This window comes from Nocardioides pini (genome assembly GCF_026712185.1).
Taxonomy (GTDB): Bacteria; Actinomycetota; Actinomycetes; order Propionibacteriales; family Nocardioidaceae; genus Nocardioides; species Nocardioides pini.
The window spans coordinates 130276-152142 of sequence record NZ_JAPPUX010000001.1; the positions used below are offsets into that span (position 1 = coordinate 130276).

Genomic DNA, 21867 nt, shown 5'->3' on the forward strand with positions numbered 1-21867 from the left:
GGTTACGAGCTGTACCCACCCGGATATATCCAGGTGGGTACAAGCAGTAACCCGGCGTTACAGCACGGGCGGCGACCGGTCAGGCGTTCTCGCCGAGGCTGTCGTCGGCGATGTTGTCGAGGTCGTTGCCGTGGCCCTCGGTCGTGAAGCGCTCGAACGACGCCCGGACCTCGGCCTCGGCCTCGGTGCGGCCGACCCAGTCGGCGCCCTCGACGGACTTGCCGGGCTCGAGGTCCTTGTAGACCTCGAAGAAGTGCTGGATCTCGAGGCGGTCGTACTTCGAGACGTGGTTGATGTCGCGCAGGTGCTCGAGGCGGGGGTCGTGGGCCGGCACGCAGAGGACCTTGTCGTCACCGCCGGCCTCGTCGGTCATGCGGAACATGCCGATGGCGCGGCACTCGATCAGGCAGCCGGGGAAGGTCGGCGACTGCAGGATCACGAGCGCGTCGAGCGGGTCGCCGTCCTGGCCGAGCGTGTTCTCGATGAAGCCGTAGTCCGCCGGGTAGGCCGTCGAGGTGAAGAGCATGCGGTCCAGGCGGATCCGCCCGGTCTCGTGGTCGACCTCGTACTTGTTGCGCTCTCCCTTGGGGATCTCCACCAACACGTCGAACGTCAGCACGTCTTCCTCCACTCTTCGGCACGCCATCGGGCCGCTCGCTGCGCCCGGCCGCGAGCCCGACGCCTTGGTCTCGGGGCAGTGTCGCGCACAATGGCCCCGATGCGCGAAGCGAGAGGGTCGAAAAGGGTGGGACGTGACCGACGCCACTCCGGCCGGCCGTCCCGGGGCTGGTCGGTGCTGCACTGGCTGCCGGTGGTGCTCGTCCTCGCCCTCCTGGCCGCCGGGGTGGGCGCCTACCGGTTCGAGTGGGGCCAGCGCTACCTGCCCGGGCTCGCCGCCGACCCCGAGACCGAGCCGGAGCAGGTGCTGGCACCCGCCGGCCTCGACCTGCCCGACTGGTCGCCGCCGACGGACGACGCCGTCGCCCTCGACCCCGCCGGCGCCCTCGACCCGGAGCGGGTCGCCGCGGCTGTGTCCGACGACCTCTCCGACCCCGACCTCGGCAGGCACGTCGTGGGTGCGGTCGCCCCGCTCGCTCCCGGATCGCCCGAGTGGACGACCGGGGACGGGCGCTACCTGCCCGCCTCGACGACCAAGCTGCTCACCCTGGGCGCCGCCCTCGAGGTCCTCGGGCCGGACCACACCTTCACGACCCGGGTCGTGCGCGGCGAGGGCCCGCGCGACGTCGTGCTCGTCGGCGGGGGAGACCCGCTCCTGGCGAGCAGGTCGCTGACGGTCGCGGAGGCCGAGTCGACGTACCCCGCCCGCGCCGACGTGACCACGCTCGCCCTGCAGGTCGCCGAGGCGCTCGGCGGCCGGGGGAGCGTCCGCGTCCGGTTCGACGACAGCCTCTTCTCCGGTCCCACCGACAACCCGGCCTGGCGCCGCGACTACGTCCCCGACGACATCGTCAGCCCGATCACGGCGCTCATGGTCGACGGTGGCGACGAGGCCGACAGCGACCTCAAGTCCGACGAGCCGTCGCTGGCGGCCGCCCGGGTCTTCGCCGACGGCCTCCGCGCCGCCGGGCTGCGCGTGAGCGGCCAGCCGCGGCGGGTCGTCGCGCCGGCCGGTGCCGAGGAGCTGGCCTCGGTCGAGAGCGCCCCGCTGTCGCAGGTCGTCGAGCGGATCCTCGACGTCAGCGACAACGAGGGCGCCGAGGTGGTGGGCCACCAGGTCGGCCTCGCGACCTCCGGCACCGGGTCGTTCGAGGCCGGCGCCGCCGGCGTGCTCGCCACCCTCGGCGGGCTCGGCATCGACGTCACCGGCGCCGAGGTGTACGACGGCTCCGGCCTGTCGCGGCGCAACCGGGTCTCGACCTCCCTGCTGATCGACCTCGTCCAGCACGCGGCCGGCCCGGACGGCGAGGGGATGCGCAGCCTCGTCACCGGCATGCCGGTCGCCGGGTTCACCGGGTCGCTCACCTACCGCTTCGCCGAGGGCCCCGCCGTGGCCCGCGGCCTGGTGCGCGCCAAGACCGGCACCCTCACCGGCGTGCACGCCCTCGCCGGCATCGCCGTCGACCGCGACGGTCACCCGCTCGCCTTCGTCTTCGGGGCCGACAAGTCCCCGCCGCTCGAGCGCTACGACTCGCAGGAGGCCCTCGACCGCGCGGCCGCCTCCCTCGCCGCCTGCCGTTGCGCTGCGTAATGGCTCGCTCCGCTCGCGTGAGCCGCTGCAGCGCGTGATGGCTCGCTCCGCTCGCGTGTCCCGCGCGTGCGAGCAGGCGAACGGCGCACATCCCCCGGCTAGTGTCGCGGTATGAACCTCGTCGACTGGGACTTCGCCGTCACCGTGGGAACCCGGGTCGCCGGGCCGGGACCGGACGTGTCGCCCGACGAGGCCGCCGCCGCCGTCGTCGAACTCCGGGAGGGCGCGGTCCGCTCGAGCCCGCTGGTGCGCGAGTTCACCGGGCTGCACACCGAGGCGGGCACCGCGCCCGTGCTGGTGGTGGACCGCAAGGGCTGGCTGCGCGCCAACGCCGACGGCTTCGCCAAGCTCCTCACCCCGGTCGTCGACAAGCTGATCGAGAAGAAGGGTCCGCCGTCCGCCTTCGCCGAGGCCGTCGGCACCCGCGTCACCGGCGCCGAGGTCGGCCTGATGCTGGGCTTCCTCAGCAGCAAGGTGCTGGGCCAGTTCGACCCGTTCCACGACCCCTACGGGCGGCTGCTCCTCGTGGCGCCCAACATCGTCCACGTCGAGCGCGAGATCGGCGCCGACCCCACCGACTTCCGGCTGTGGGTGTGCCTGCACGAGGAGACCCACCGGGTGCAGTTCACGGCCAACCCGTGGCTCGGCCAGCACCTGATGACCCAGATGCACGCGGTCGCCGACACGCTCGAGCCGAGCGCGCTGCTCGACGGGCTCCGCCGCGGCGCCGACGTGCTTCGCGGGGGCAACGGCAGCATCATCGACCTCGTCTCCTCGCCCGAGCAGAAGGAAATCCTCGACCGGGTCACCGGTGTCATGTCGCTGCTCGAGGGCCACGCCGACGTCGTGATGGACGGGGTCGGCCCCACCGTCATCCCGTCGGTCGCCGAGATCCGCCGCAAGTTCAACCAGCGTCGCAAGGGCGTCGGCGGCGTCGACAAGCTGCTGCGGCGCCTGCTCGGGCTCGACGCCAAGATGGCGCAGTACCGCGACGGAGCGGTGTTCGTGCGCCACGTCGTCGACAAGGTCGGCATGGAGGAGTTCAACGCCGTGTGGACCGGTCCCGAGACCCTGCCGTCCAAGGCCGAGATCACCGACCCCGACGCCTGGGTCGCCCGCGTTCTGTGACGCTCCACCCGTCGGTCGCGGCGGTCCGGCTGCCGGTGCGCCGGACGCTCGCGGCGCTCGGCGGGCCCGCGACCGTCGCGGTGGCGTGCAGCGGTGGTGCGGACTCCCTCGCCCTCGCCTCCGCGGCCGTGTTCGAGGGGCACAAGCTCGGCCTGCGGGTGGTCGGGGTGACCGTCGACCACGGCCTGCAGCCCGGCTCGGCCGACCAGGCCGACCGCGTCGTCTCGCAGCTCGCGGCGATGGGCGTCGACGAGACGCTCACGGCACGCGTGGAAGTCGACGCCGTGTCCGGGCTGGGGCCGGAGGCCGCCGCCCGCGAGGCGAGGTACGCCGTCCTCGAACAGGTCGCCGCGCACCTGTCAGCCCCGCTCGTGCTGCTCGGCCACACCCTCGACGACCAGGCCGAGACGGTGCTGCTCGGCCTCACGCGGGGCTCGGGCGGCCGGTCGCTCCAGGGCATGCGGCCGTCCTTCGGGGTGTTCGCGCGCCCGCTGCTCGGCGTACGCCGCGCGGACACGGTCACGGCCTGCCTCGTCGAGGGGCTCGAGGCCTGGGACGACCCGCACAACTCCGACCCGGGCTACACCCGCGTACGCGTCCGCGACCGGGTGCTGCCCGTCCTCGAGTCCGAGCTCGGCCCCGGGATCGCCGAGGCCCTGGCTCGCACCGCCGACCAGCTGCGCGAGGACACCGCGCTGCTCGACGCCCTGGCCGCCGACGTCCTGGCCGACGCGCACCGCGACGGCGGCCTCGACGTGACGGTCCTCGCCGCCGCGCCCCCGTCGCTGCGCCACCGCGCCGTCCACCGCGCCGCCCTCGACGCCGGCTCGCCGCCCTCCGAGCTGACCCGCGACCACGTCCTCGGCGTCGACGAGCTCCTCGTGGGGTGGCGGGGCCAGAAGTGGATCGACCTCCCCGGCCCGCTCCGCGCCCTCCGCCGCGACGGGCTGCTGGTCATCGAGGCACCGTGAAGGCAGTCCGCGGCACCGGTCGCCGGGGTCACGCTCGCCCTCGACCGCCGGCGGGGCGAACTGCCTGCATGGTGTTCGTCGATCGCCCCCTAGGCTGACGCCCATGGACTCGTCCCACGTGGAGAACGACCTGGTCAACATCCTCTTCACCGAGGAGCAGATCCAGCAGCGGCTGGCCGAGATGGCCCTCCAGATCACCGAGGACTACGAGGGGCGCGACCTGCTCGTCGTCGGCGTCCTGCGTGGCGCCGTCATGGTGATGGCCGACCTCGCGCGATCGATGCCGCGGCACCTGGAGATGGACTGGATGGCCGTCAGCTCCTACGGGTCGGGCACCAAGTCGAGCGGCGTCGTGCGGATCCTCAAGGACCTCGACACCGACATCAGCGGCCGCGACGTGCTGATCGTCGACGAGATCATCGACACCGGGCTGACCCTCAGCTGGCTGGTGAACAACCTCTCCAGCCGCAACCCCGCCAGCGTCGAGATCGCCACCCTGCTGCGCAAGCCCGAGGCGCTGTCGATGCCCGTCGAGCCGAAGTACGTCGGCTGGGACATCCCGAACGAGTTCGTCGTCGGCTACGGCCTCGACTACCGCGAGCGCTACCGCAACCTGCGCGACATCGGCACCCTCGCGCCCCACGTCTACTCCTGATCGGCCGCACCGTCGTCGGCGAACGGGTCGCCCCGCTTCACCCCGCCTGAAAGAATGAGTGCCCCGGCGGCGTGTAGCGTCGCCTCCTCACCTCCGAACCGCTGAAAGTTGCCTGTGAAGCGCATATTCAAGGGTCCCTGGCTGTGGATCGTCCTGTCCGCCTTCGCGGTGCTGCTGGCGATCCAGTTCCTCGCGCCCAGCGACGGCTACGACGAGGTCAACACCTCGACCCTCGCCTCCTACATCGACGACGGCAAGGTCAAGGAGATCGAGTTCAACGGAGCGGACTTCGAGATCCAGGCGACGCTCGACGACGGCACCCGCAAGGACGGCGACAAGGTCGTCGCCCAGTACATCGACGGCCAGCAGGAGCAGCTGCTGAGCGCGGTGGAGGAGCAGAAGGCCGCCGGCACGATCGAGAAGTACAACTCGACCGTCCCGCAGCCCAGCTTCCTCGGCTCGCTGCTCGCCACCCTGCTGCCCTTCGCGCTCATCATCCTGCTGTTCATCTTCCTGATGAACCAGGCCCAGGGCGGCGGTGGCCGTGGCGTCATGCAGTTCGCCAAGTCCAAGGCCAAGCTGATCACCAAGGACATGCCGAAGACCACGTTCAGCGACGTCGCCGGCTGCGAGGAGGCGATCGAGGAGCTCGGCGAGATCAAGGAGTTCCTCACCGACCCGGCCAAGTTCCAGGCCGTCGGCGCGAAGATCCCGAAGGGCGTGCTGCTCTACGGCCCGCCCGGCACCGGCAAGACCCTCCTCGCGCGCGCCGTCGCCGGCGAGGCGGGCGTGCCGTTCTACTCGATCTCCGGCTCCGACTTCGTCGAGATGTTCGTCGGTGTCGGTGCCAGCCGCGTGCGCGACCTCTTCGAGCAGGCCAAGGAGAACCCGCCCGCCATCGTCTTCATCGACGAGATCGACGCCGTCGGCCGCCACCGCGGCGCCGGCATGGGCGGCGGCCACGACGAGCGCGAGCAGACCCTCAACCAGCTGCTCGTCGAGATGGACGGCTTCGACGTGCGCGGCGGGGTCATCCTCATCGCCGCGACCAACCGCCCCGACGTGCTCGACCCGGCGCTGCTGCGTCCGGGCCGCTTCGACCGCCAGATCCAGGTCGACGCCCCCGACCTCAACGGCCGCCACCAGATCCTCAAGGTCCACTCGCGCGGCAAGCCGATCGCGCAGGACATCGACCTGCTCAGCATCGCCCGCCGCACGCCCGGCTTCACCGGTGCCGACCTGGCCAACGTGCTCAACGAGGCCGCGCTGCTCACCGCGCGCAGCAACGCCAAGATGATCACCGACGCGTCCCTCGACGAGGCGATCGACCGCGTCATCGCCGGTCCCCAGCGTCGTACGCGCCTGATGAGCGAGCGCGAGAAGCTCATCACCGCCTACCACGAGGGCGGCCACGCCCTGGTGGCCGCCGCCCTGCCCGGCACCGACCCGGTGCACAAGGTGACGATCCTGCCGCGCGGTCGCGCGCTGGGCTACACGATGGTGCTGCCCGACCGCGACAAGTACTCCCAGACGCGCAGCGAGATGCTCGACTCGCTCGCCTACATGCTCGGTGGCATGGCCGCGGAGGCGCTGATCTTCCACGACGTCACCTCCGGTGCCGGCAACGACATCGAGAAGGCCACCAACCTGGCCCGCGCGATGGTGACCCAGTACGGCATGACCGAGCGCCTCGGTGCGGTCAAGCTGGGCGACAGCAACTCCGAGCCCTTCCTGGGCCGAGACATGGGGCACACCCGCAACTACTCCGAGGAGACGGCCGCCGCGGTCGACGAGGAGGTCAAGACCCTGCTGGGCCACGCCCACCAGGAGGCCTTCGAGATCCTCGAGACCAACCGCGACGTCCTCGACGCGCTGGTGCTGGCGCTGCTCGACAAGGAGACGCTCGACAAGGCGGAGATCGCCACCATCTTCGAGCCGCTGACCAAGCGCCCGTCGCGTCCGGCGTGGACCGGCTCGCCCGAGCGGCTGCCGTCCACCATCCCGCCCGTCGACATCCCGCAGGAGATCCGGGAGCGCGCGCTCGCCGGCGCGGTTGCCGACGACTCGGAGTCCGGGACGATCCTGACCCCGCCCGGTGCGGGTGGTGACATGCACGGCGCTCCGCAGCCCGGGATCGACACGCCGACGCCGCCCCACCCGGACGCACCGTGACCGACCCCGTCACCGTGCCGGAGCGCGCACCGGAGGACGTGCCCGCCTTCGACCATGCTCGGGCGGAGGCCGCCGTCCGCGAGCTCCTCGCTGCGATCGGCGAGGACCCCGAGCGTGAGGGGCTGCGCGACACCCCCGCCCGGGTCGCGCGCGCCTACGCCGAGCTCACCCAGGGCCTGCGCCAGCGGCCCGAGGACGTCCTGACCACCACGTTCGACCTCGGTCACGACGAGATGGTGCTGGTGCGCGACATCGAGCTGTGGTCGATGTGCGAGCACCACCTCGTGCCCTTCACCGGGGTCGCCCACGTGGGCTACATCCCGGCCGAGACCGGCAAGATCACCGGCCTGTCCAAGCTCGCGCGGCTCGTCGACGTCTTCGCCAAGCGGCCGCAGGTCCAGGAGCGCCTGACCACCCAGGTCGCCGACGCGCTGATGGAGATCCTCGAGGCGCGCGGCGTCATCGTGGTCATCGAGGCCGAGCACCTCTGCATGACCATGCGCGGCGTCCGCAAGGCGGGGGCGCGCACCATCACGTCCGCCGTGCGCGGCCAGATGCACAACGCCGCCACCCGTGCCGAGGCCATGGCCCTCATCCGCTCGGGCACCAGGTGAGCGAGGGCGTGCCTCCCGCCTCCCGGTCCGCCCGGGTGATGGGGATCGTCAACGTCACGCCCGACTCGTTCTCCGACGGCGGCCGCTGGGCCACCACCGAGGCTGCCGTGGCCCACGGCCGGCACCTCGTGGAGCAGGGCGCCGACGTCCTCGACATCGGCGGCGAGTCGACCCGCCCGGGCGCCACGCGTCCCCTGGTCGCCGAGGAGCTCGACCGCGTCGTCCCGGTCATCCGCGAGCTGACGGCCGACGGCGCCGTCGTGTCGGTCGACACCATGCGCTCGGAGGTCGCGGCGGCGGCACTCGGCGCCGGCGCGACGATCGTCAACGACGTCTCGGGCGGGCTGGCCGACCCGCGGATCCTCGACGTCGTCGCCGACAGCGACGCCTCCTACGTCGCCATGCACTGGCGCGCCCACGCCGACCGCATGCGCGACTTCTCCGACTACTCGCCCGACGGCGTCGTGGCGTCCGTACGCCGCGAGCTGGGCGAGCGGCTCGACGCGGTCCTGGCCGCCGGCGTCCCGCGCGACCGGGTGGTCCTCGACCCCGGCCTGGGGTTCGCCAAGAAGCCCCGCCACAACTGGGAGCTCCTGGCCGCGCTCGACACGCTGCGCGACCTTGGCTGCCCGCTGCTCGTGGGCGCCAGCCGCAAGTCGTTCCTCGGGTCGCTGCTGGCCGTCGACGGATCGCCGAGGCCGGTGGGGGAGCGCGAGCACGCCCACGTCGCCCTGGTCACGCTGCTGGCCGTCCGCGGGGTCGACCTCCTGCGCGTGCACGACGTACGGGCCACGCGCGACGCGCTCGCGGTCGTGGCCGCGATGGAAGGAGGCCGGACATGAGCGACGAGCTGTCCGTGACGGGCATCGAGTGCTTCGCCCACCACGGTGTCTTCGACTTCGAGAGGCGCGAGGGCCAGGTCTTCCTGGTCGACCTGGTGCTCGGCATCGACACCCGGCGCGCAGCCGCCTCCGACGACCTCGCGGAGACCGTGAACTACGGCACGTTGGTGGCGGACGTGAAGGCTGCCGTCGAGCGCGACCCGGTCGACCTGATAGAAACCGTCGCTCAACGCATCACCGATGTGTGCCTGTTGGACACTCGTGTTGAATGGGCGCGAGTCACGCTGCACAAACCTGATGCCCCCATCGACGCGACGTACTCGGACGTCGCGCTGACGATCACCAGAACGCGAGGCAACGCTCATGACTGAGACTCCCAACCCCCACATCGTGGATGCCGACTCCCTCACCGGGGAGATGCACCCGATCCGTCGGGTGGTGCTCGGGCTGGGCTCGAACCTCGGCGAGCGCCTGGCCTCCCTCCAGGGGGCGGTCAACGCCCTCGCGGACACCCCGGACTTCTTCGTCACCGGCGTCTCGCCCGTCTACGAGACGGAGCCGGTTGACTCGCCCGAGGGCTCGCGTCCCTACCTGAACGCCGTCCTGCTGGCCGACACCACGCTCCCCGCCGCCCGCCTGATGGAGCGCGCGCTGGCGATCGAGGACGCCTTCGACCGCGAGCGCAGCGACATTCGCAACGCCCCGCGCACGCTCGACGTCGACCTGATCGTCGTCGGTGACCGCCGTTCCAACGAGGACTTCCTCCGCCTGCCGCACCCGCGCGCCCACGAGCGCGCCTTCGTCCTGCAGCCGTGGCACGACCTGGAGCCCGACGCGGTCTTCCCGGACCGCGGCCCGATCGCCGAGCTGCTCGACGCCTCCGACTCCTCGGGCGTCAAGAGGCGCGAGGACCTCACGCTCGAGGTCGAGTGAGCAGGGACCCCGAGTGAGCGGGGCCGGTCCGGACGCGCCCGACGAGGAGCCCGACGAGCCGCGGGGCACCCTTCACCCGACCTCGGCGCGCGCCCTGACGGCGTGCATCGTCGTCGGGCTGGCCCTCGGGTGGGCGCTCCACCCCGTCGTGAGCGCCGTGTCCGGCGGCCCGCCGCTGGTGTCGTGGGTGCAGGCGCTGGTGCTCGTGATGGTCGCCGCGATCATGGGCTTCCTCGCCTGGAGCACCTGGCAGACCGTCCACGTGCGTGGGCAGCGGCTCGAGCCGCAGCAGGCCGTCAACCGGCTCGTGCTCGCCCGTGCGTGCGCCCTCGCCGGTGCCGCGGTGACCGCCGGCTACCTCGGCTACGCCGTCAGCTGGCTCGGTGACGAGTCGCGCTACGCCGACCGCTGGATCCTCCGCTCACTGGTCGCGGCCGCCGGAGCGGCGGGCGTGACGCTCGCCTCGCTCGCGCTCGAGCGTGCGTGTCGCACGGACGGCGGGCGGCCGCGCCCCTAGTCTGGGCGCCATGCCTTCCCAGCAGCCCCAGCCGTCACAGGCGTCCCGTACGCCTGCTCGTCGCCGCCAGCGCAGCACGCGCCTGGCCGTGGCCGTCGCGCTCCTCGCCGTCGGCGCGGCGCTCGTGATCGGCGCGCTCGCGTCCTCGTCGGCCGGCCTGACGGCTGTCGCCGCCGTCGTGGCGGTGCTGGCCGGGGCGGCCGCCACCCGCATCACCCACTCCGAGCTCATGCAGGCGCGCCGCGACGCCGCGCGCGACCGGGCCGTGCAGGCGCAGGAGTACCGCGCCCTCACCGAGCGTCGTACCGCCGAGTCCGCTGCCTTCGCCGCCGACATGCGCCGCAAGATCGCCGAGCGCGAGGAGGCCATCGACGTCCTCGAGCGCGCCCTCTCCAGCGCCCAGAAGAACGCTGCCGAGCAGACCCTCAAGCGCGGCCAGGAGGCCCGCCGCGCCGACGCCGCCGAGCGGGGTCGCGACGAGGCCGAGCGTGGCCGCGAGGACGCCGAGGGCCGCGCCGCCGAGGCGATCGTGGTCGTCGCCGAGCTCGAGGCCGAGATCGACGTCCTCCGCGCCGAGCTGGACTCCCTGCGCGCCGCCGCCGCGCGCCGCAACCACAAGAGCGCCTGAGGCGCCACCTGACCCACCGCCCCGGGGGCACGGGAGGGGGCGTACGGAACAATGGCCGTTCGTGATCCCCGAGGACAACCGGTTCGAGAGCGACCCCGCCGACGCCCTTCCCGACGACCCGGGGCTCCCGGCGGGCTGGGTCGCCGAGACGCCCGACGGTGACGACCCCGCGACCGTCGAGCGGCTGACCGAGCTGCTGCGCGAGCACGAGCGGGCCGGTCGCGGCTGGGCCGGATCGGGCGAGGACGAGGTCCGGGTCGAGGTCTCCGAGCGCGGCGTGGCGATGCGCGAGAACATCGTCGTACGCGACCCAGCCGGCACGATCCAGGCCTGGGGGAGCGTGCACGACCGCGCCGAGGGGCGGATGCTCTTCGTCCACATCGTCGGCCGCGACGTCGACGAGCGGGCCGCCGACCGGTGCAGCGAGGTGCTGTTCGAGTGGGCCGAGGCGCAGGCGCGGGCCGTGGGCGCGGCGCGGGGCCTGGCCGAGCAGCAGATCGACACCGGCTCCTTCGCCGACGACGAGCGGCAGCACACCTGGCTGGCCGACGCCGGCTTCGAGCGGGTGCGCACCTGGTGGCAGATGAGCCGCTCGGTGGAGGCCGCGGAGGCCGAGCTCGTGCCCGACCCGGCGCGGTGGGAGCGCAAGGGCGTCGTGTTCCGACTCGTCGAGCGGCAGGGCGGACAGGACTCCGACGGGATGCCCGACGAGGGCGACCTGCGCGCGGTCCACGACGTGCTCGAGGGGGCGTTCACCGACCACTTCAACTCGGCGGAGGAGACCTTCGACGAGTTCATCCACCGGCTCCGCGAGGACCCGGGCCACCGGTGGGACCACTGGTGGCTGGCCGAGATCGTCGACGGGGAGGGCGGTGAGCCGGAGGCGGCCGGCGCCCTGGTCGGCTCGGTGAGCGAGTCCGGCACCGGCCCCGACGGGTCGTACGTCGCCTACCTCGGCGTGCTCGAGTCCGCGCGCGGCCGCGGCGTGGCCACCGGCCTGCTCCGCACGATCATCGCCGACGCGGCGTCCCGTGGCCGCGACCGCGTCGGCCTCGAGGTCGACGCCGACTCGCCGACCGGTGCGGACGGCCTCTACACGGCGATGGGCTGGGGGACGAAGTACGTCACGGAGTCCTGGCACCGCACCGTCGCGGTCTGACCGTCCAGGCGCACCGCTCGGCGCCGCCGCGCCGGACGTGACACACCCCCGCCCACGTCCTGCGCCGGATCGGTCCCGGTTCTGACACGGTGCGTGCCACTACCGCCGGATCGTGTCGGCGGGTTGCGGCACGGTGTGTGTCGGAACAGCCGGCGCGCCGCCGTGGGTCGCGGCGCCCCCCGTGACAGAAACGGGGCGGCAGCGCTACCGGAGCGACTCGCGGAGCGCGCGGTGCACGCCGGCGGGCGTGAGCACGCCGAGGAACGTCGGCCCGCGGCGCACCCCGACCACCGGCTTGTCGTCGCGCAGCATCGCGGCGAGGGCGTCCTCGAGCGAGGAGTCGATGTCGATCGCCGACCCGAGGTCACCGGTGGAGACGCCGTCGATCGGCTCGAGGTGCTCCTCGCGGAGCCGGGTCACGGTGAGGGTGCGGAGGCCGCCCGAGCCCACGAAGTCGGCCACCTGGTCGTCGGCCGGGTGGGCGAGCAGCTCGCCGGGGGTGGCGTACTGGGCGAGCCGGCCGCCCGCGGCGAACACGGCGACGCGGTCGCCCATGCGGATGGCCTCGTCGATGTCGTGGGTCACGAGCACCACGGTCTTGCCGAGCTCGTCCTGGAGTCGGCGGAACTCGTCCTGGAGGCGGCCGCGCACGATCGGGTCGACGGCGCCGAAGGGCTCGTCCATGAGCAGCACGGGCGGGTTGGCCGCGAGCGCGCGGGCGACGCCGACGCGCTGCCGCTGACCGCCGGACAGCTCGTGGGGGTACTTGCGGGCGTACTGCGCCGGCTCGAGGCCCACGGTGTCGAGCAGCTCGTGGGCGCGCTCGCGCGCGACGGCCTTCGACTCGCCGTAGAGCAGCGGCACGGTCATGACGTTCTGCTCGATGCGCTGGTGGGGGAACAGGCCGATCTGCTGGATGACGTAGCCGATGCCGCGGCGCAGCTGGACCGGGTCGGCGTCGGTGACGTCCTGCCCGTCGAGCCAGATGCGACCGGTGGTCGGCTCGATCAGCCGGTTGATCATCTTCAGCGTCGTCGACTTGCCGCACCCGGAGGGGCCGACGAGGCAGACCATCTCCCCGCGCGCGACCTCGAGGTCGAGCTCGTGGACGGCCACGGTCCCGTCGGGATAGGTCTTGCCCACGCCCTCGAGCCGGATCATCGGCTCGGCGCCCCGTGTAGCGTCCATGCCGTGACCTTACTGGGGGCGGCCGAGGAGCCCAGTTGCTACAGCCGGCTCGTCAACGACTGGGTCTGCGCCGACTACGTGTCCGACCGCCAGCAGGAGATCGTCGACGCGACGCTCCAGCACATCGGGATCACGGTCGTGTCGGTGCTGCTGGGGCTCGTCATCGCGTTCCCGCTCGCCTTGCTGGCCCGCCGGCTGCCGCGGCTGGAGTCGGCGATCCTCGCGATCACCACCGGCATCTACACCGTGCCGTCGCTCGCGCTCTTCCCGCTGCTGGTGCCGTTCACCGGCCTGTCGGCGACGACGGTCGTGATCGGGCTCGCCCTCTACGCGCTGACGATCCTGGTGCGCAGCCTGCTCGAGGGCCTCCGGGCCGTGCCCGACGACGTACGCGAGTCGGCCACGGGTCTCGGCTACGGCCCCGGTGGCCTGCTGATGCGGATCGAGCTGCCGCTGGCGCTGCCGGTCCTGGTGGCCGGCCTGCGGGTGGCCACGGTCTCGACGGTCGCCCTGACGACGGTCGGCTCGCTGGTGGCGTACGGCGGGCTGGGCAACCTGATCAAGGACGGGGTGCTCACCAACTTCCGCGCCGAGCTGTTCACGGCGTCCGTGCTGTGCGTCGTGCTCGCCGTGCTGCTCGACCTCCTCCTGGTGCTGCTGCAACGGGTGCTGACGCCGTGGACGAAGGGAGCCGCAGCATGACGGTCTTCAACGACATGTGGGCCTACCTCACCAACGGCGCCAACTGGACCGGCGGCGACGGCATCGCGGCACTCCTCGCCCAGCAGCTGCTGCTCACGGTCACGGCACTGCTGATGGCGATGGTGGTCGGCCTGCCGATCGCGCTGTGGCTGGGGCACCTCGGCCGCGGCGGCTTCCTGGCGATCAACATCTCCAACGTCGGCCGGGCGATCCCGACCTTCGCGCTGCTGGCGCTGCTGGTGGTGGCGCCCTGGCCCGGCACGGGGGAGCTGGGTCCCTACGGCCGCGCCGGTCTCGCCACCCTCATCGCGCTCACGCTCTTCGCGCTCCCGCCGATCATCACGAACTCCTACGTCGCCATGCGCGAGGTCCCGTCCGACGTGCGCGAGGCGGCCCGCGGCATGGGCATGACCGGCGCGCAGCGCTTCTGGCGCGTCGAGCTCCCACTCGGGATGCCGCTCGTCATGTCGGGTCTCCGGCTGGCACTCGTGCAGGTGTGGGCGACGGCGACCATCGCTGCCCTGGTGGCCGGGCCCGGGCTCGGGCAGGTCATCACCGACGGCTTCTTCCGGTCCAACTACGGCAAGGGCATCGCGGGGGCCCTGGTCGTCGCCGCCGTCGCGCTCGTGCTCGAGCTGCTGGCCGCGCTGGCGCAGAGGTCCGTCGACCCCACCCGGAGGGGTGCGCGCGTGGGTGGTCGGGCGGACGCGCTGTCGGTCCAGCCCGCTACCGTGGATCAGCCTGCCGAATCCGTCGGCTGACGACGCACCTCCGGACACGCGCAGCCGATGCTGCGGGACACAGAAGGAACACCATGCACATCGCACGCTCGCTGGCCGCGGTCCTCGCCGCCGGCGCCCTGGCGCTCACCGGCTGTGCCGGTGACGACCTGTCCAACGACAACGCCTCCGACGACGCCAGCTCCTCCGGGGGCGGTGGCGACAAGGGCTCGGTGACCATCGCCGGCCAGAACTTCCCCGAGGCGACGCTCGTCGCCTCGATGTACGAGCAGCTCCTCGAGGACGCCGGCTACACGGTCGACACCAAGCTGGTCGACTCGCGCGACGCCTACATGCCCACCTTCCCGGGGGACGTCGACATCGTCCCGGAGTACGTCGGCGGCATCGTCAACTTCCTCAACACCCAGGCCAACGGCGACCAGGCCAAGCCCTTCGAGGCCGGTGACGGCCAGCAGCTCGCCGACGACGGGGCCGACCTGCTCGAGGAGGCCGGCATCGAGCTCCTCGACCTCTCCCCGGCCACCGACACCAACGCCTTCTTCGTCACCCAGGACTACTCCGAGTCCGAGGGCGTGACCACGCTGTCCGACCTCGAGGGCAAGAGCGTCGTGCTGGCCGCGGCGCCCGACTGCGAGGGTCGCCTCGACTGCGAGGGCGGGCTGTCCGACGAGTACGGCATCGACGTCACCAAGGTGCTCGAGCTCGGCTACGCCTCGGACCAGACCTACCAGTCCGTGATCAGCGGCGAGTCCCAGCTCGGCGAGACCTCGACCACCGACGGCACGCTCGAGTCGCAGGGCCTGGTGGTCCTCGAGGACGACAAGCAGATCCAGCCGGCCCAGAACCTCGTGCCGGCCGTGTCCGCCGACTTCCTCGCCGACCACGAGGACGTCGCCGACATCCTCAACCCGCTGATGGCGGCGCTGACCACGGAGAACCTCACCGAGATGAACGGCCAGATGGCCGTCGACCGCGCCAAGCCGGAGGACGTCGCCAAGGAGTTCCTGGAGTCCGAGGGGCTGCTCGGCTGACGAGCCCACGTCCCGGTTGCTCCACCACGGGACCTCGAGAACACCTGCACGTCCCTCACGCCGTTGCGTGGGGGACGTGCGGCATCCCGGGACCTCCTGCGGTGGAGCGGCCCCGCCGACATCAGCGGCCCGAGCCGGGTCAGGCCTCGTGGTCCCGCAGCGCCAGGGCCTCCGGCGCCACGGTGGCCTCGTCGAGCACCGAGGGCGGCACGGACAGCCGCCAGGCGCCCGTCGCGATGTCCTGCACCCGGGGGGCGGGGCCGTCGAGCGCGGCCGCCCACTCCATGAGCGCGGTGACGTCGGCGCGCCGGTCCTGCTCCACGAGCCAGCCGGCGAGCCGGTGGACCGGCGGGAGGCCGCTGTGCACGAGCGAGCGCCGGCCCCAGAGCTCGAGCACGCCCGACCGCAGTAGCCGCCACCACTCCGGCGTGCAACCCGGCACCAGCAGGAAGTAGCGCCACAGGTCGCCGGCCAGCACGCGGTCCACGAAGACCGACTCGACCTCGGCCGACCCGTGCGCGCGCACCGAGGCGAGCGACATCCGCTTGGTCTCCCAGCGGTCGGCGAGGTCCTGCAGCGACGAGGCCCGCGTCTGGGTGATCGAGCCCTCGCGGATCCGCCAGCGGTAGACGACCTCGTCGAGCACGTCGAACCGGCCCTCGAGGAACGCCCGCGTCGTCGTGGGCTGGTCCTCGTAGCGCACGCCCTCGGGCCACGAGAGCCCGCGCGCGTCCCACCAGGACCGCCGGAACACCTTGTTCCAGGCGAAGACGTCGCCGAGGAGCTCCGGCCGGTCCTCGACGCGTGCGCCCCGCAGCGGCCGGTGGAGCCGCCGCATCCACGGCGGCTCGACCATCCGGTCGTCCTCCCAGCGCACGATCGAGCCGGTCGCGAAGTCGGAGCCCGAGGTGTCGAGCGCGCCCACCAGGTCGGCGTACGCCGTGGGCGGCAGCACGTCGTCGGAGTCGAGGAACGCGAGGTAGTCGCCCCGCACGTGCGCGAGGCCGAGGTTGCGGGCGGCGCCGAGGCCCCCGTTGACGGAGTGGACCACGCTGATCCGGTCGTCGCGCCGCGCCCACGCGTCGGCGATCTCGCCGCTGCGGTCGGTCGCCCCGTCGTCGACGATCACGGCCTCCCAGCGCCGGTGCGTCTGGGCGAGCAGCGACCGGACGCAGTCGTCGAGGTAGTCCTCCACGCCCCACGCCGGGATCACCACCCCGAGGAGCGGTGCCCGGGAGAAGAGGCGCCTCATGGGCGACGACCCTAGGACACGGGCCGTCAGGCAGGACGCCGGTAGGCTGCCCGCCGTGACCGAGCAGCCGAGAGCCATCGACGAGATGAACCCCGACGGAGTGCCGCGGAAGGTCCTCTTCGTCGCCGGCGCCGGCCGCAGCGGCACCAGCACCCTGGCCGGGATCGTGTCGCGCCTCGGCATGCACGTGCCGCTGCCCGAGGTCCCGCCGGACGACTCGAACCCGCGCGGGTTCAGCGAGCCGCAGTGGGTCGTCGACGTGCACGACGAGTGGCTGCGCGAGGCGCTGGTGCAGGTCAGCGACAGCCGGCCGGAGGCGTGGTTCGACACCGGGCGCATCTGCAGCCGGGAGCCCGCCCGGATCCGGGTCAGCGAGTGGCTCGAGCCGCACTTCGCCGAGCACCCCGAGCTCGTCGTCAAGGACCCGCGGCTGAGCTGGTTCCTCGGCCTGTGGCGGGTCGCCGCGATCCGCACCGGCGCGACGCCGGTCTTCGCCACCATGCTGCGCCCGCCCGCCGAGGTGGTGGGCTCGAAGCAGAAGTACTACGCCAACAAGCTCGGCTCGGCGCACCTCGCGGCCAGCTGGGTCAACATGCTCCTGCACACCGAGCGCGCCACTCGCAGCGTTGAGGGCGTGGGCGAGGCCGACGCCGGCCAGGGTCGCGTCTTCGTGCGCTACGAGGACCTGCTCACCGACTGGGTGCGGACCACGACCGCCCTCGGCCACGCCCTCGACCTGCAGACGATCATCCACACCCGCAGCGACCAGATCCGCGAGGTGCACCGCTTCATCGACCCCAACCTGCGCCGGGTCACCGCCACGCTCGACGACCTCGCGCTGCCCAAGCGGCTCCACGACCTGACCGGCCAGACGTGGGAGGAGCTCAACAGGCTGGCCGACGAGGGGGGCGACACCGCGGCCGCGCACGAGACCTTCGACCAGCTCCGCGACGAGTACGTCGACCTCTACGAGGAGGCGGCGGCGATCAGCCGCTCGACCGCCGAGCACGCCCGCCACCAGGCCCGCAGGCGGGCGCTGCACGAGGCCGCGACCGAGGGATCGTCCAGGTCGCTCGCCGACCGGGTCCCCCACGACGTGCGCGCCGCGATCCCGCCGTCGGTGCGCCGCGGCGTGCGCAAGGCCCTCGGGCGGGAGCGGGACGCCCAGCCGTGAGCATCCCGATCGGCTCCGGCCACGGGCTGACCAACCTCGAGGGCCGCGAGGACTTCGACATCGTCTGGCCGTGGAACCAGCCCGGAGGGCTGCGGCGCGGTGCGACCGCGGTGCTGCGCGTCAAGAACGAGGCCCCCGGCCTGCGCTTCGTGCTGCCGCCGCTGCTGCGCGCGTGCGACCACGTGCTGCTCGTCGACAACGGGTCGGACGACGGCACGGGTGAGGAGGCGCTGCGGGTCGCCACCGAGCACGGCCTGTCCGACCGGTTCACCCTGAAGGAGTACCCCTTCGAGGTGGCCCGCGCCGGCGCCGAGCACCTCGCGGTCAACGAGCGGTCGGTGCACTCGCTCGCCTACTTCTACAACTGGTGCTTCTCGCACGTCCGCACCCGCTACTCGTGGAAGTGGGACGGCGACATGGTCCTCACCACCGAGGGCGAGGTCTCCATGGCCGACCTCTCCTGGCAGGTCGGGATGGCCGAGGCCGTCATCCGCTTCCCCCGCCACGGGCTCTACATCGAGTCGGACCGGAAGGCCTACCTCGACCTCGGCCTGCGCAACATCGAGGAGTGGGGCTTCCCGATGAGTCCCGACTACGTCTACGCCAAGGCGCCGGAGTGGGAGATCCGCACGACGCCCGAGCGCATCGAGATGTTCGCGCTGCCGCAGGGCCTCTGCGTGGAGCTGAAGTGGCTCGACGGCGACGAGTTCGCTCACTGGACCAACCCCGAGTCGTTCGCCACCTCCATCCGCAACCGGCGCAAGCGCCGCGAGTGGCTGGTCTGGAACGCCCTCCACGACGGTCAGGTGCCCGAGGGCGTCGTGGAGATCGAGTCCCCCGAGGGCGTGCACGTGGTCGACCACGTCACCCACGCCTGGCTGCCCCGCGCGCCGCGTCCGTTCGTCGTCGACGACCCCGACCACGCCAAGCTGCACCTGCGCGCCTGAGCGCTCGGACGACGTCTGCGACCAGGGTCGTGAGGCGGTTCACACCGGCTCGGGGCATATCGGTTTGGTGTCGCGAGGTTCCACCGGCATAAGGTCGTCGCAGGCTTTGTCATGCTTGTTGATCAACTTTGTGTGATTGAACAGGACGGCGGCCAGTGGGGGTGTCGCCAGCGCGCGCGTCCCCGCGCTCCACGACGTACGACGAAAGGCTCCGCCATGTCCGAGAACCACCCGCAGATCGCACCCCCCGCCCAGCGACGTACGCCGCTGCTGGTCGGCATCGCCGTCCTGGCGGTCCTCGCCGTGGTGGGCGGTTTCCTCTGGTCCCGGGGCGGCGACGACGCCGGCGCCGCCGGCGGCGAGGAGCGGGAGAAGGTCGTCCTCGGCACCGTCGGCGCCAGCGACCCCTACTGGCAGGTCCTGGTCGACGCCGCCGCCGACGAGGGCATCGACCTCGAGGTCAAGGACTTCGCCGACTACACCCAGCCCAACCCCGCGCTGAGCGAGGGTGAGCTCGACATCAACCAGTTCCAGCACATCGTCTACCTCGCGGAGTACAACGTCGCGAACGACGACGACATCGTCCCGCTCGGCTCGACCGCGATCTACCCGCTCGGGCTCTACTCGCAGAAGGTCGACTCCGTCGAGGAGATCCAGGACGGCGACACCGTCGTCGTCCCCGACGACGACAGCAACCAGGCCCGCGCCCTGCTGATCCTCCAGTCGGCCGGCCTCATCACGCTGGAGGACGGCGGCTCGATCTACTCCACGCTGGCCGACATCGACGAGTCGGCCTCGAAGGTGGAGGTCAAGGCGATCAAGGCCGACCTCACGCCCACCTCGCTGCCCGATGTGGCCGCCGCGGTCATCAACAACGACTTCGTGGAGAAGGCCGGGCTGTCCTTCGAGGACGCGCTGGCCACCGACGACGTCGACGACCCCAACGCCCTGCCGTACGTCAACGTCTTCGCCGTGCGCGCCGAGGACCGTGACGACCCGACGCTGCTCAAGCTCGTCGAGATCTACCAGGACACGCAGGCCGTCCTCGACGGCGTGCAGGACGTCTCCGGCGGCACCGCCGAGCTCGTGCAGATCCCGCAGGACGAGCTGCAGGCCTCGCTCGACGACGTCGAGGCCGACACCGCGGCGCAGAAGTGACCCGACGCTGACAGGGGAGGAGCCCACGATGCCGCTCGTCGAGCTGACCGACGTGCACAAGACCTTCCCGGCCGCACGCGGCCGGACGCCCGTCGAGGCGATCCGCGGCGTCGACCTGGCGGTCGAGGCCGGCGAGATCGTCGGCATCGTGGGCTACTCCGGCGCCGGGAAGTCCACCCTGGTGCGGCTGATCAACGCGCTCGAGACCACCACCTCGGGCAGCGTCCGCGTCGGGGGCCGCGAGATCACCGGGCTGAAGGAGCGCGAGCTCCGCGAGGTGCGGCTGGGGATCGGGATGGTCTTCCAGCAGTTCAACCTGTTCCGCTCGCGCACCGTGTGGGGCAACATCGCCTACCCCCTGGAGGTGGCGCGTGTCCCGAAGGCCGAGCAGAACCAGCGGATCTCCGACCTGCTCCACTTCGTCGGGCTCGCCGACAAGGCCCACAGCCACGTGGAGGAGCTCTCGGGTGGCCAGAAGCAGCGCGTCGGCATCGCCCGTGCGCTCGCCACCAACCCGCAGCTCCTGCTCGCCGACGAGTCGACCAGTGCCCTCGACCCCGAGACCACCCAGGAGGTCCTCGCGCTCCTGCGCCGCGTCAACAGCGAGCTCGGCATCACCATCGTGGTCATCACCCACGAGATGGACGTCGTGCGCAGCCTCGCGCACCGCGTCGTGGTGATGGAGGCCGGCCGCATCGTCGAGGAGGGCCCGGTCGTGCGGGTGCTCTCCGACCCCCAGCAGCCCGTGACCCGCCGGTTCGTCGCGACCATCGTCGACGACGAGCCCGATGCCGAGGCGCTTGCCGCCCTGCACGCCCGCCACGCCGGGCGTTTCGTCAAGCTCGCCTTCCGCGGCGACGACGTGCGCCAGAGCGATGTCTTCGCGCTGCTGCTCGAGCACGGGGTGCGCTTCGAGCTCGTCTTCGGCGGCATCGAGGAGGTGCAGGGGGAGACCTTCGGCAACCTCACGCTCTCGCTCGACGGCGACCCCGCGGCCGTGGACGCCGCTCTCGACGCCGTACGCGCGCTCGTCCCCGCGAAGGAGCTGCCCCGATGACCGACACCAACATGGACCAGCTCTGGCCGCTCTTCTGGGACGCGGCGTGGGAGACGCTCTACATCGTCGCCATCACGCTGACGCTCGGCGGCCTCCTCGGCCTGGTGCTGGGCCTCGGGCTGTACGTCACCCGCGGCGGCGGCCTCTACGCCAGCCGCCCGGTCAACCTCGTGCTCAACGTGCTGGTCAACTTCTTCCGGCCGATCCCGTTCGTCATCTTCATCGCGGCCGTCCAGCCGTTCGCCCGGCTGGTCGTGGGCACGGGCATCGGCAACCCGGCGATCATCTTCGCCCTCACGCTCGCCGCCGCCTTCGGCATCAGCCGCATCGTCGAGCAGAACCTCGTGACGGTCGACCCCGGCGTCATCGAGGCCGCGCGGTCGGTCGGCGCCAGCCGGGCACGCATCGTCCGCACCGTCGTGCTGCCCGAGGCGCTCGGGCCGCTCGTGCTCGGCTACACCTTCGCCTTCGTCGCGCTGGTCGACATGACCGCCGTCGCCGGCGTCATCGGCGGTGGCGGCCTGGGCAACTTCGCCCTGCAGTACGGCTTCCGGCAGTTCGACACGGTCGTCACCTGGACCGCGGTCATCGCGATCGTGGTGCTGGTGCAGGTCGTCCAGCTGGCCGGCAACACGGCGGCCCGCCGGATCCTGCGCCGCTGACCCCCGGCCAGCGCGCGGCGAGTGGCGTTCGTCACGCCGCCGTTGCGTTCCCACCGCGGAATCCGCGGGCGTAGGCTCGATGTTGATCGCAGTAGATCGGTACCCACCACGGGACTGAAACGAAGAGG

At 72.3% G+C, this 21867-nt stretch carries 23 protein-coding genes; 20 read left to right on the forward strand and 3 right to left on the reverse strand.

Annotation, left to right across the window (positions count from 1 at the left end; genetic code table 11):
* Nucleotides 1-79: 79 nt before the first annotated feature.
* Entirely contained in the window at nucleotides 80-646 is a 567-nt protein-coding gene (locus NYO98_RS00625) for an inorganic diphosphatase (protein WP_456094050.1), read from the reverse strand.
* 99 nt (nucleotides 647-745) lie between these two features.
* Here NYO98_RS00625 and dacB point away from each other — a divergent pair, with 99 nt between their 5' ends.
* The 12 genes from dacB (at nucleotide 746) to NYO98_RS00685 (ending at nucleotide 11828) form a co-directional block, all read left to right on the forward strand.
* Nucleotides 746-2209, forward strand: coding sequence for a D-alanyl-D-alanine carboxypeptidase/D-alanyl-D-alanine endopeptidase (gene dacB, locus NYO98_RS00630; RefSeq protein ID WP_268109582.1), 1464 nt, complete (start codon nucleotides 746-748; stop codon nucleotides 2207-2209).
* A gap of 111 nt (nucleotides 2210-2320) precedes the next feature.
* Nucleotides 2321-3337: a zinc-dependent metalloprotease gene (locus tag NYO98_RS00635; RefSeq protein ID WP_268109583.1), complete on the forward strand. Its 1017-nt coding sequence runs from the start codon at nucleotides 2321-2323 to the stop codon at nucleotides 3335-3337.
* Nucleotides 3334-4308 carry a tRNA lysidine(34) synthetase TilS gene (tilS, locus tag NYO98_RS00640; protein ID WP_268109584.1) on the forward strand — a complete coding sequence of 325 codons (975 nt, stop codon included), beginning with the start codon at nucleotides 3334-3336 and terminating at the stop codon, nucleotides 4306-4308. The genes NYO98_RS00635 and tilS overlap by 4 nt, the downstream gene beginning before the upstream one ends.
* Nucleotides 4309-4411: 103 nt before the next feature.
* On the forward strand, nucleotides 4412-4963 hold the full coding sequence (gene hpt / locus NYO98_RS00645) for a hypoxanthine phosphoribosyltransferase (RefSeq protein WP_268109586.1): 552 nt from the start codon (nucleotides 4412-4414) through the stop codon (nucleotides 4961-4963).
* Nucleotides 4964-5077: 114 nt separating this feature from the next.
* Nucleotides 5078-7135, forward strand: coding sequence for an ATP-dependent zinc metalloprotease FtsH (ftsH, locus tag NYO98_RS00650; RefSeq protein WP_407673838.1), 2058 nt, complete (start codon nucleotides 5078-5080; stop codon nucleotides 7133-7135).
* Between the two features lie 38 nt (nucleotides 7136-7173).
* Nucleotides 7174-7749, forward strand: coding sequence for a GTP cyclohydrolase I FolE (folE, locus tag NYO98_RS00655; RefSeq protein WP_268110671.1), 576 nt, complete (start codon nucleotides 7174-7176; stop codon nucleotides 7747-7749).
* 38 nt (nucleotides 7750-7787) lie between these two features.
* Nucleotides 7788-8591, forward strand: coding sequence for a dihydropteroate synthase (folP, locus tag NYO98_RS00660; protein ID WP_268110672.1), 804 nt, complete (start codon nucleotides 7788-7790; stop codon nucleotides 8589-8591).
* Complete coding sequence (gene folB, locus NYO98_RS00665) at nucleotides 8588-8962, forward strand: dihydroneopterin aldolase (RefSeq protein WP_268109588.1); 375 nt, start codon at nucleotides 8588-8590, stop codon at nucleotides 8960-8962. The genes folP and folB overlap by 4 nt, the downstream gene beginning before the upstream one ends.
* Entirely contained in the window at nucleotides 8955-9524 is a 570-nt protein-coding gene (folK, locus tag NYO98_RS00670) for a 2-amino-4-hydroxy-6-hydroxymethyldihydropteridine diphosphokinase (RefSeq protein ID WP_268109589.1), read from the forward strand. The genes folB and folK overlap by 8 nt, the downstream gene beginning before the upstream one ends.
* 13 nt (nucleotides 9525-9537) lie before the next feature.
* The gene (locus NYO98_RS00675; protein WP_268109590.1) at nucleotides 9538-10041 is read left to right on the forward strand and encodes a DUF3180 domain-containing protein; all 504 of its coding nucleotides are present in this window, start codon (nucleotides 9538-9540) and stop codon (nucleotides 10039-10041) included.
* A gap of 10 nt (nucleotides 10042-10051) precedes the next feature.
* Nucleotides 10052-10669 carry a hypothetical protein gene (locus NYO98_RS00680; protein WP_268109591.1) on the forward strand — a complete coding sequence of 206 codons (618 nt, stop codon included), beginning with the start codon at nucleotides 10052-10054 and terminating at the stop codon, nucleotides 10667-10669.
* 61 nt (nucleotides 10670-10730) lie between these two features.
* On the forward strand, nucleotides 10731-11828 hold the full coding sequence (locus NYO98_RS00685) for a GNAT family N-acetyltransferase (RefSeq protein ID WP_268109592.1): 1098 nt from the start codon (nucleotides 10731-10733) through the stop codon (nucleotides 11826-11828).
* A 204-nt stretch (nucleotides 11829-12032) separates the two neighbouring features.
* Here the strand turns inward: NYO98_RS00685 and NYO98_RS00690 are convergent, their stop codons facing one another.
* Nucleotides 12033-13016: an ABC transporter ATP-binding protein gene (locus NYO98_RS00690; protein ID WP_407673839.1), complete on the reverse strand. Its 984-nt coding sequence runs from the start codon at nucleotides 13014-13016 to the stop codon at nucleotides 12033-12035.
* Nucleotides 13017-13019: 3 nt separating this feature from the next.
* Here NYO98_RS00690 and NYO98_RS00695 point away from each other — a divergent pair, with 3 nt between their 5' ends.
* Genes NYO98_RS00695 through NYO98_RS00705 form a run of 3 tightly spaced genes read left to right on the forward strand, consistent with a single transcriptional unit; the run spans nucleotide 13020 to nucleotide 15489 of the window.
* Complete coding sequence (locus tag NYO98_RS00695) at nucleotides 13020-13718, forward strand: ABC transporter permease (protein ID WP_268109593.1); 699 nt, start codon at nucleotides 13020-13022, stop codon at nucleotides 13716-13718.
* Nucleotides 13715-14479 carry an ABC transporter permease gene (locus tag NYO98_RS00700; protein ID WP_268109595.1) on the forward strand — a complete coding sequence of 255 codons (765 nt, stop codon included), beginning with the start codon at nucleotides 13715-13717 and terminating at the stop codon, nucleotides 14477-14479. Before NYO98_RS00695 ends, NYO98_RS00700 begins: the two co-directional genes overlap by 4 nt.
* Nucleotides 14480-14532: 53 nt before the next feature.
* Nucleotides 14533-15489, forward strand: a complete 957-nt coding sequence (locus NYO98_RS00705) for an ABC transporter substrate-binding protein (RefSeq protein WP_268109596.1) — start codon at nucleotides 14533-14535, stop codon at nucleotides 15487-15489.
* 139 nt (nucleotides 15490-15628) lie between these two features.
* Here the strand turns inward: NYO98_RS00705 and NYO98_RS00710 are convergent, their stop codons facing one another.
* Nucleotides 15629-16741, reverse strand: a complete 1113-nt coding sequence (locus NYO98_RS00710) for a glycosyltransferase family 2 protein (protein WP_268109597.1) — start codon at nucleotides 16739-16741, stop codon at nucleotides 15629-15631.
* A gap of 55 nt (nucleotides 16742-16796) precedes the next feature.
* Here NYO98_RS00710 and NYO98_RS00715 point away from each other — a divergent pair, with 55 nt between their 5' ends.
* The 5 genes from NYO98_RS00715 (at nucleotide 16797) to NYO98_RS00735 (ending at nucleotide 21739) form a co-directional block, all read left to right on the forward strand.
* Entirely contained in the window at nucleotides 16797-17915 is a 1119-nt protein-coding gene (locus tag NYO98_RS00715; protein ID WP_268109598.1) for a sulfotransferase family protein, read from the forward strand.
* The gene (locus NYO98_RS00720; RefSeq protein ID WP_268109599.1) at nucleotides 17912-18862 is read left to right on the forward strand and encodes a glycosyltransferase; all 951 of its coding nucleotides are present in this window, start codon (nucleotides 17912-17914) and stop codon (nucleotides 18860-18862) included. Before NYO98_RS00715 ends, NYO98_RS00720 begins: the two co-directional genes overlap by 4 nt.
* A 216-nt stretch (nucleotides 18863-19078) precedes the next feature.
* Nucleotides 19079-20020: a MetQ/NlpA family ABC transporter substrate-binding protein gene (locus tag NYO98_RS00725; RefSeq protein WP_268109600.1), complete on the forward strand. Its 942-nt coding sequence runs from the start codon at nucleotides 19079-19081 to the stop codon at nucleotides 20018-20020.
* 28 nt (nucleotides 20021-20048) lie between these two features.
* Nucleotides 20049-21077 carry a methionine ABC transporter ATP-binding protein gene (locus NYO98_RS00730; protein WP_268109601.1) on the forward strand — a complete coding sequence of 343 codons (1029 nt, stop codon included), beginning with the start codon at nucleotides 20049-20051 and terminating at the stop codon, nucleotides 21075-21077.
* Entirely contained in the window at nucleotides 21074-21739 is a 666-nt protein-coding gene (locus tag NYO98_RS00735; RefSeq protein WP_268109602.1) for a methionine ABC transporter permease, read from the forward strand. The genes NYO98_RS00730 and NYO98_RS00735 overlap by 4 nt, the downstream gene beginning before the upstream one ends.
* Nucleotides 21740-21867: the final 128 nt, after the last annotated feature.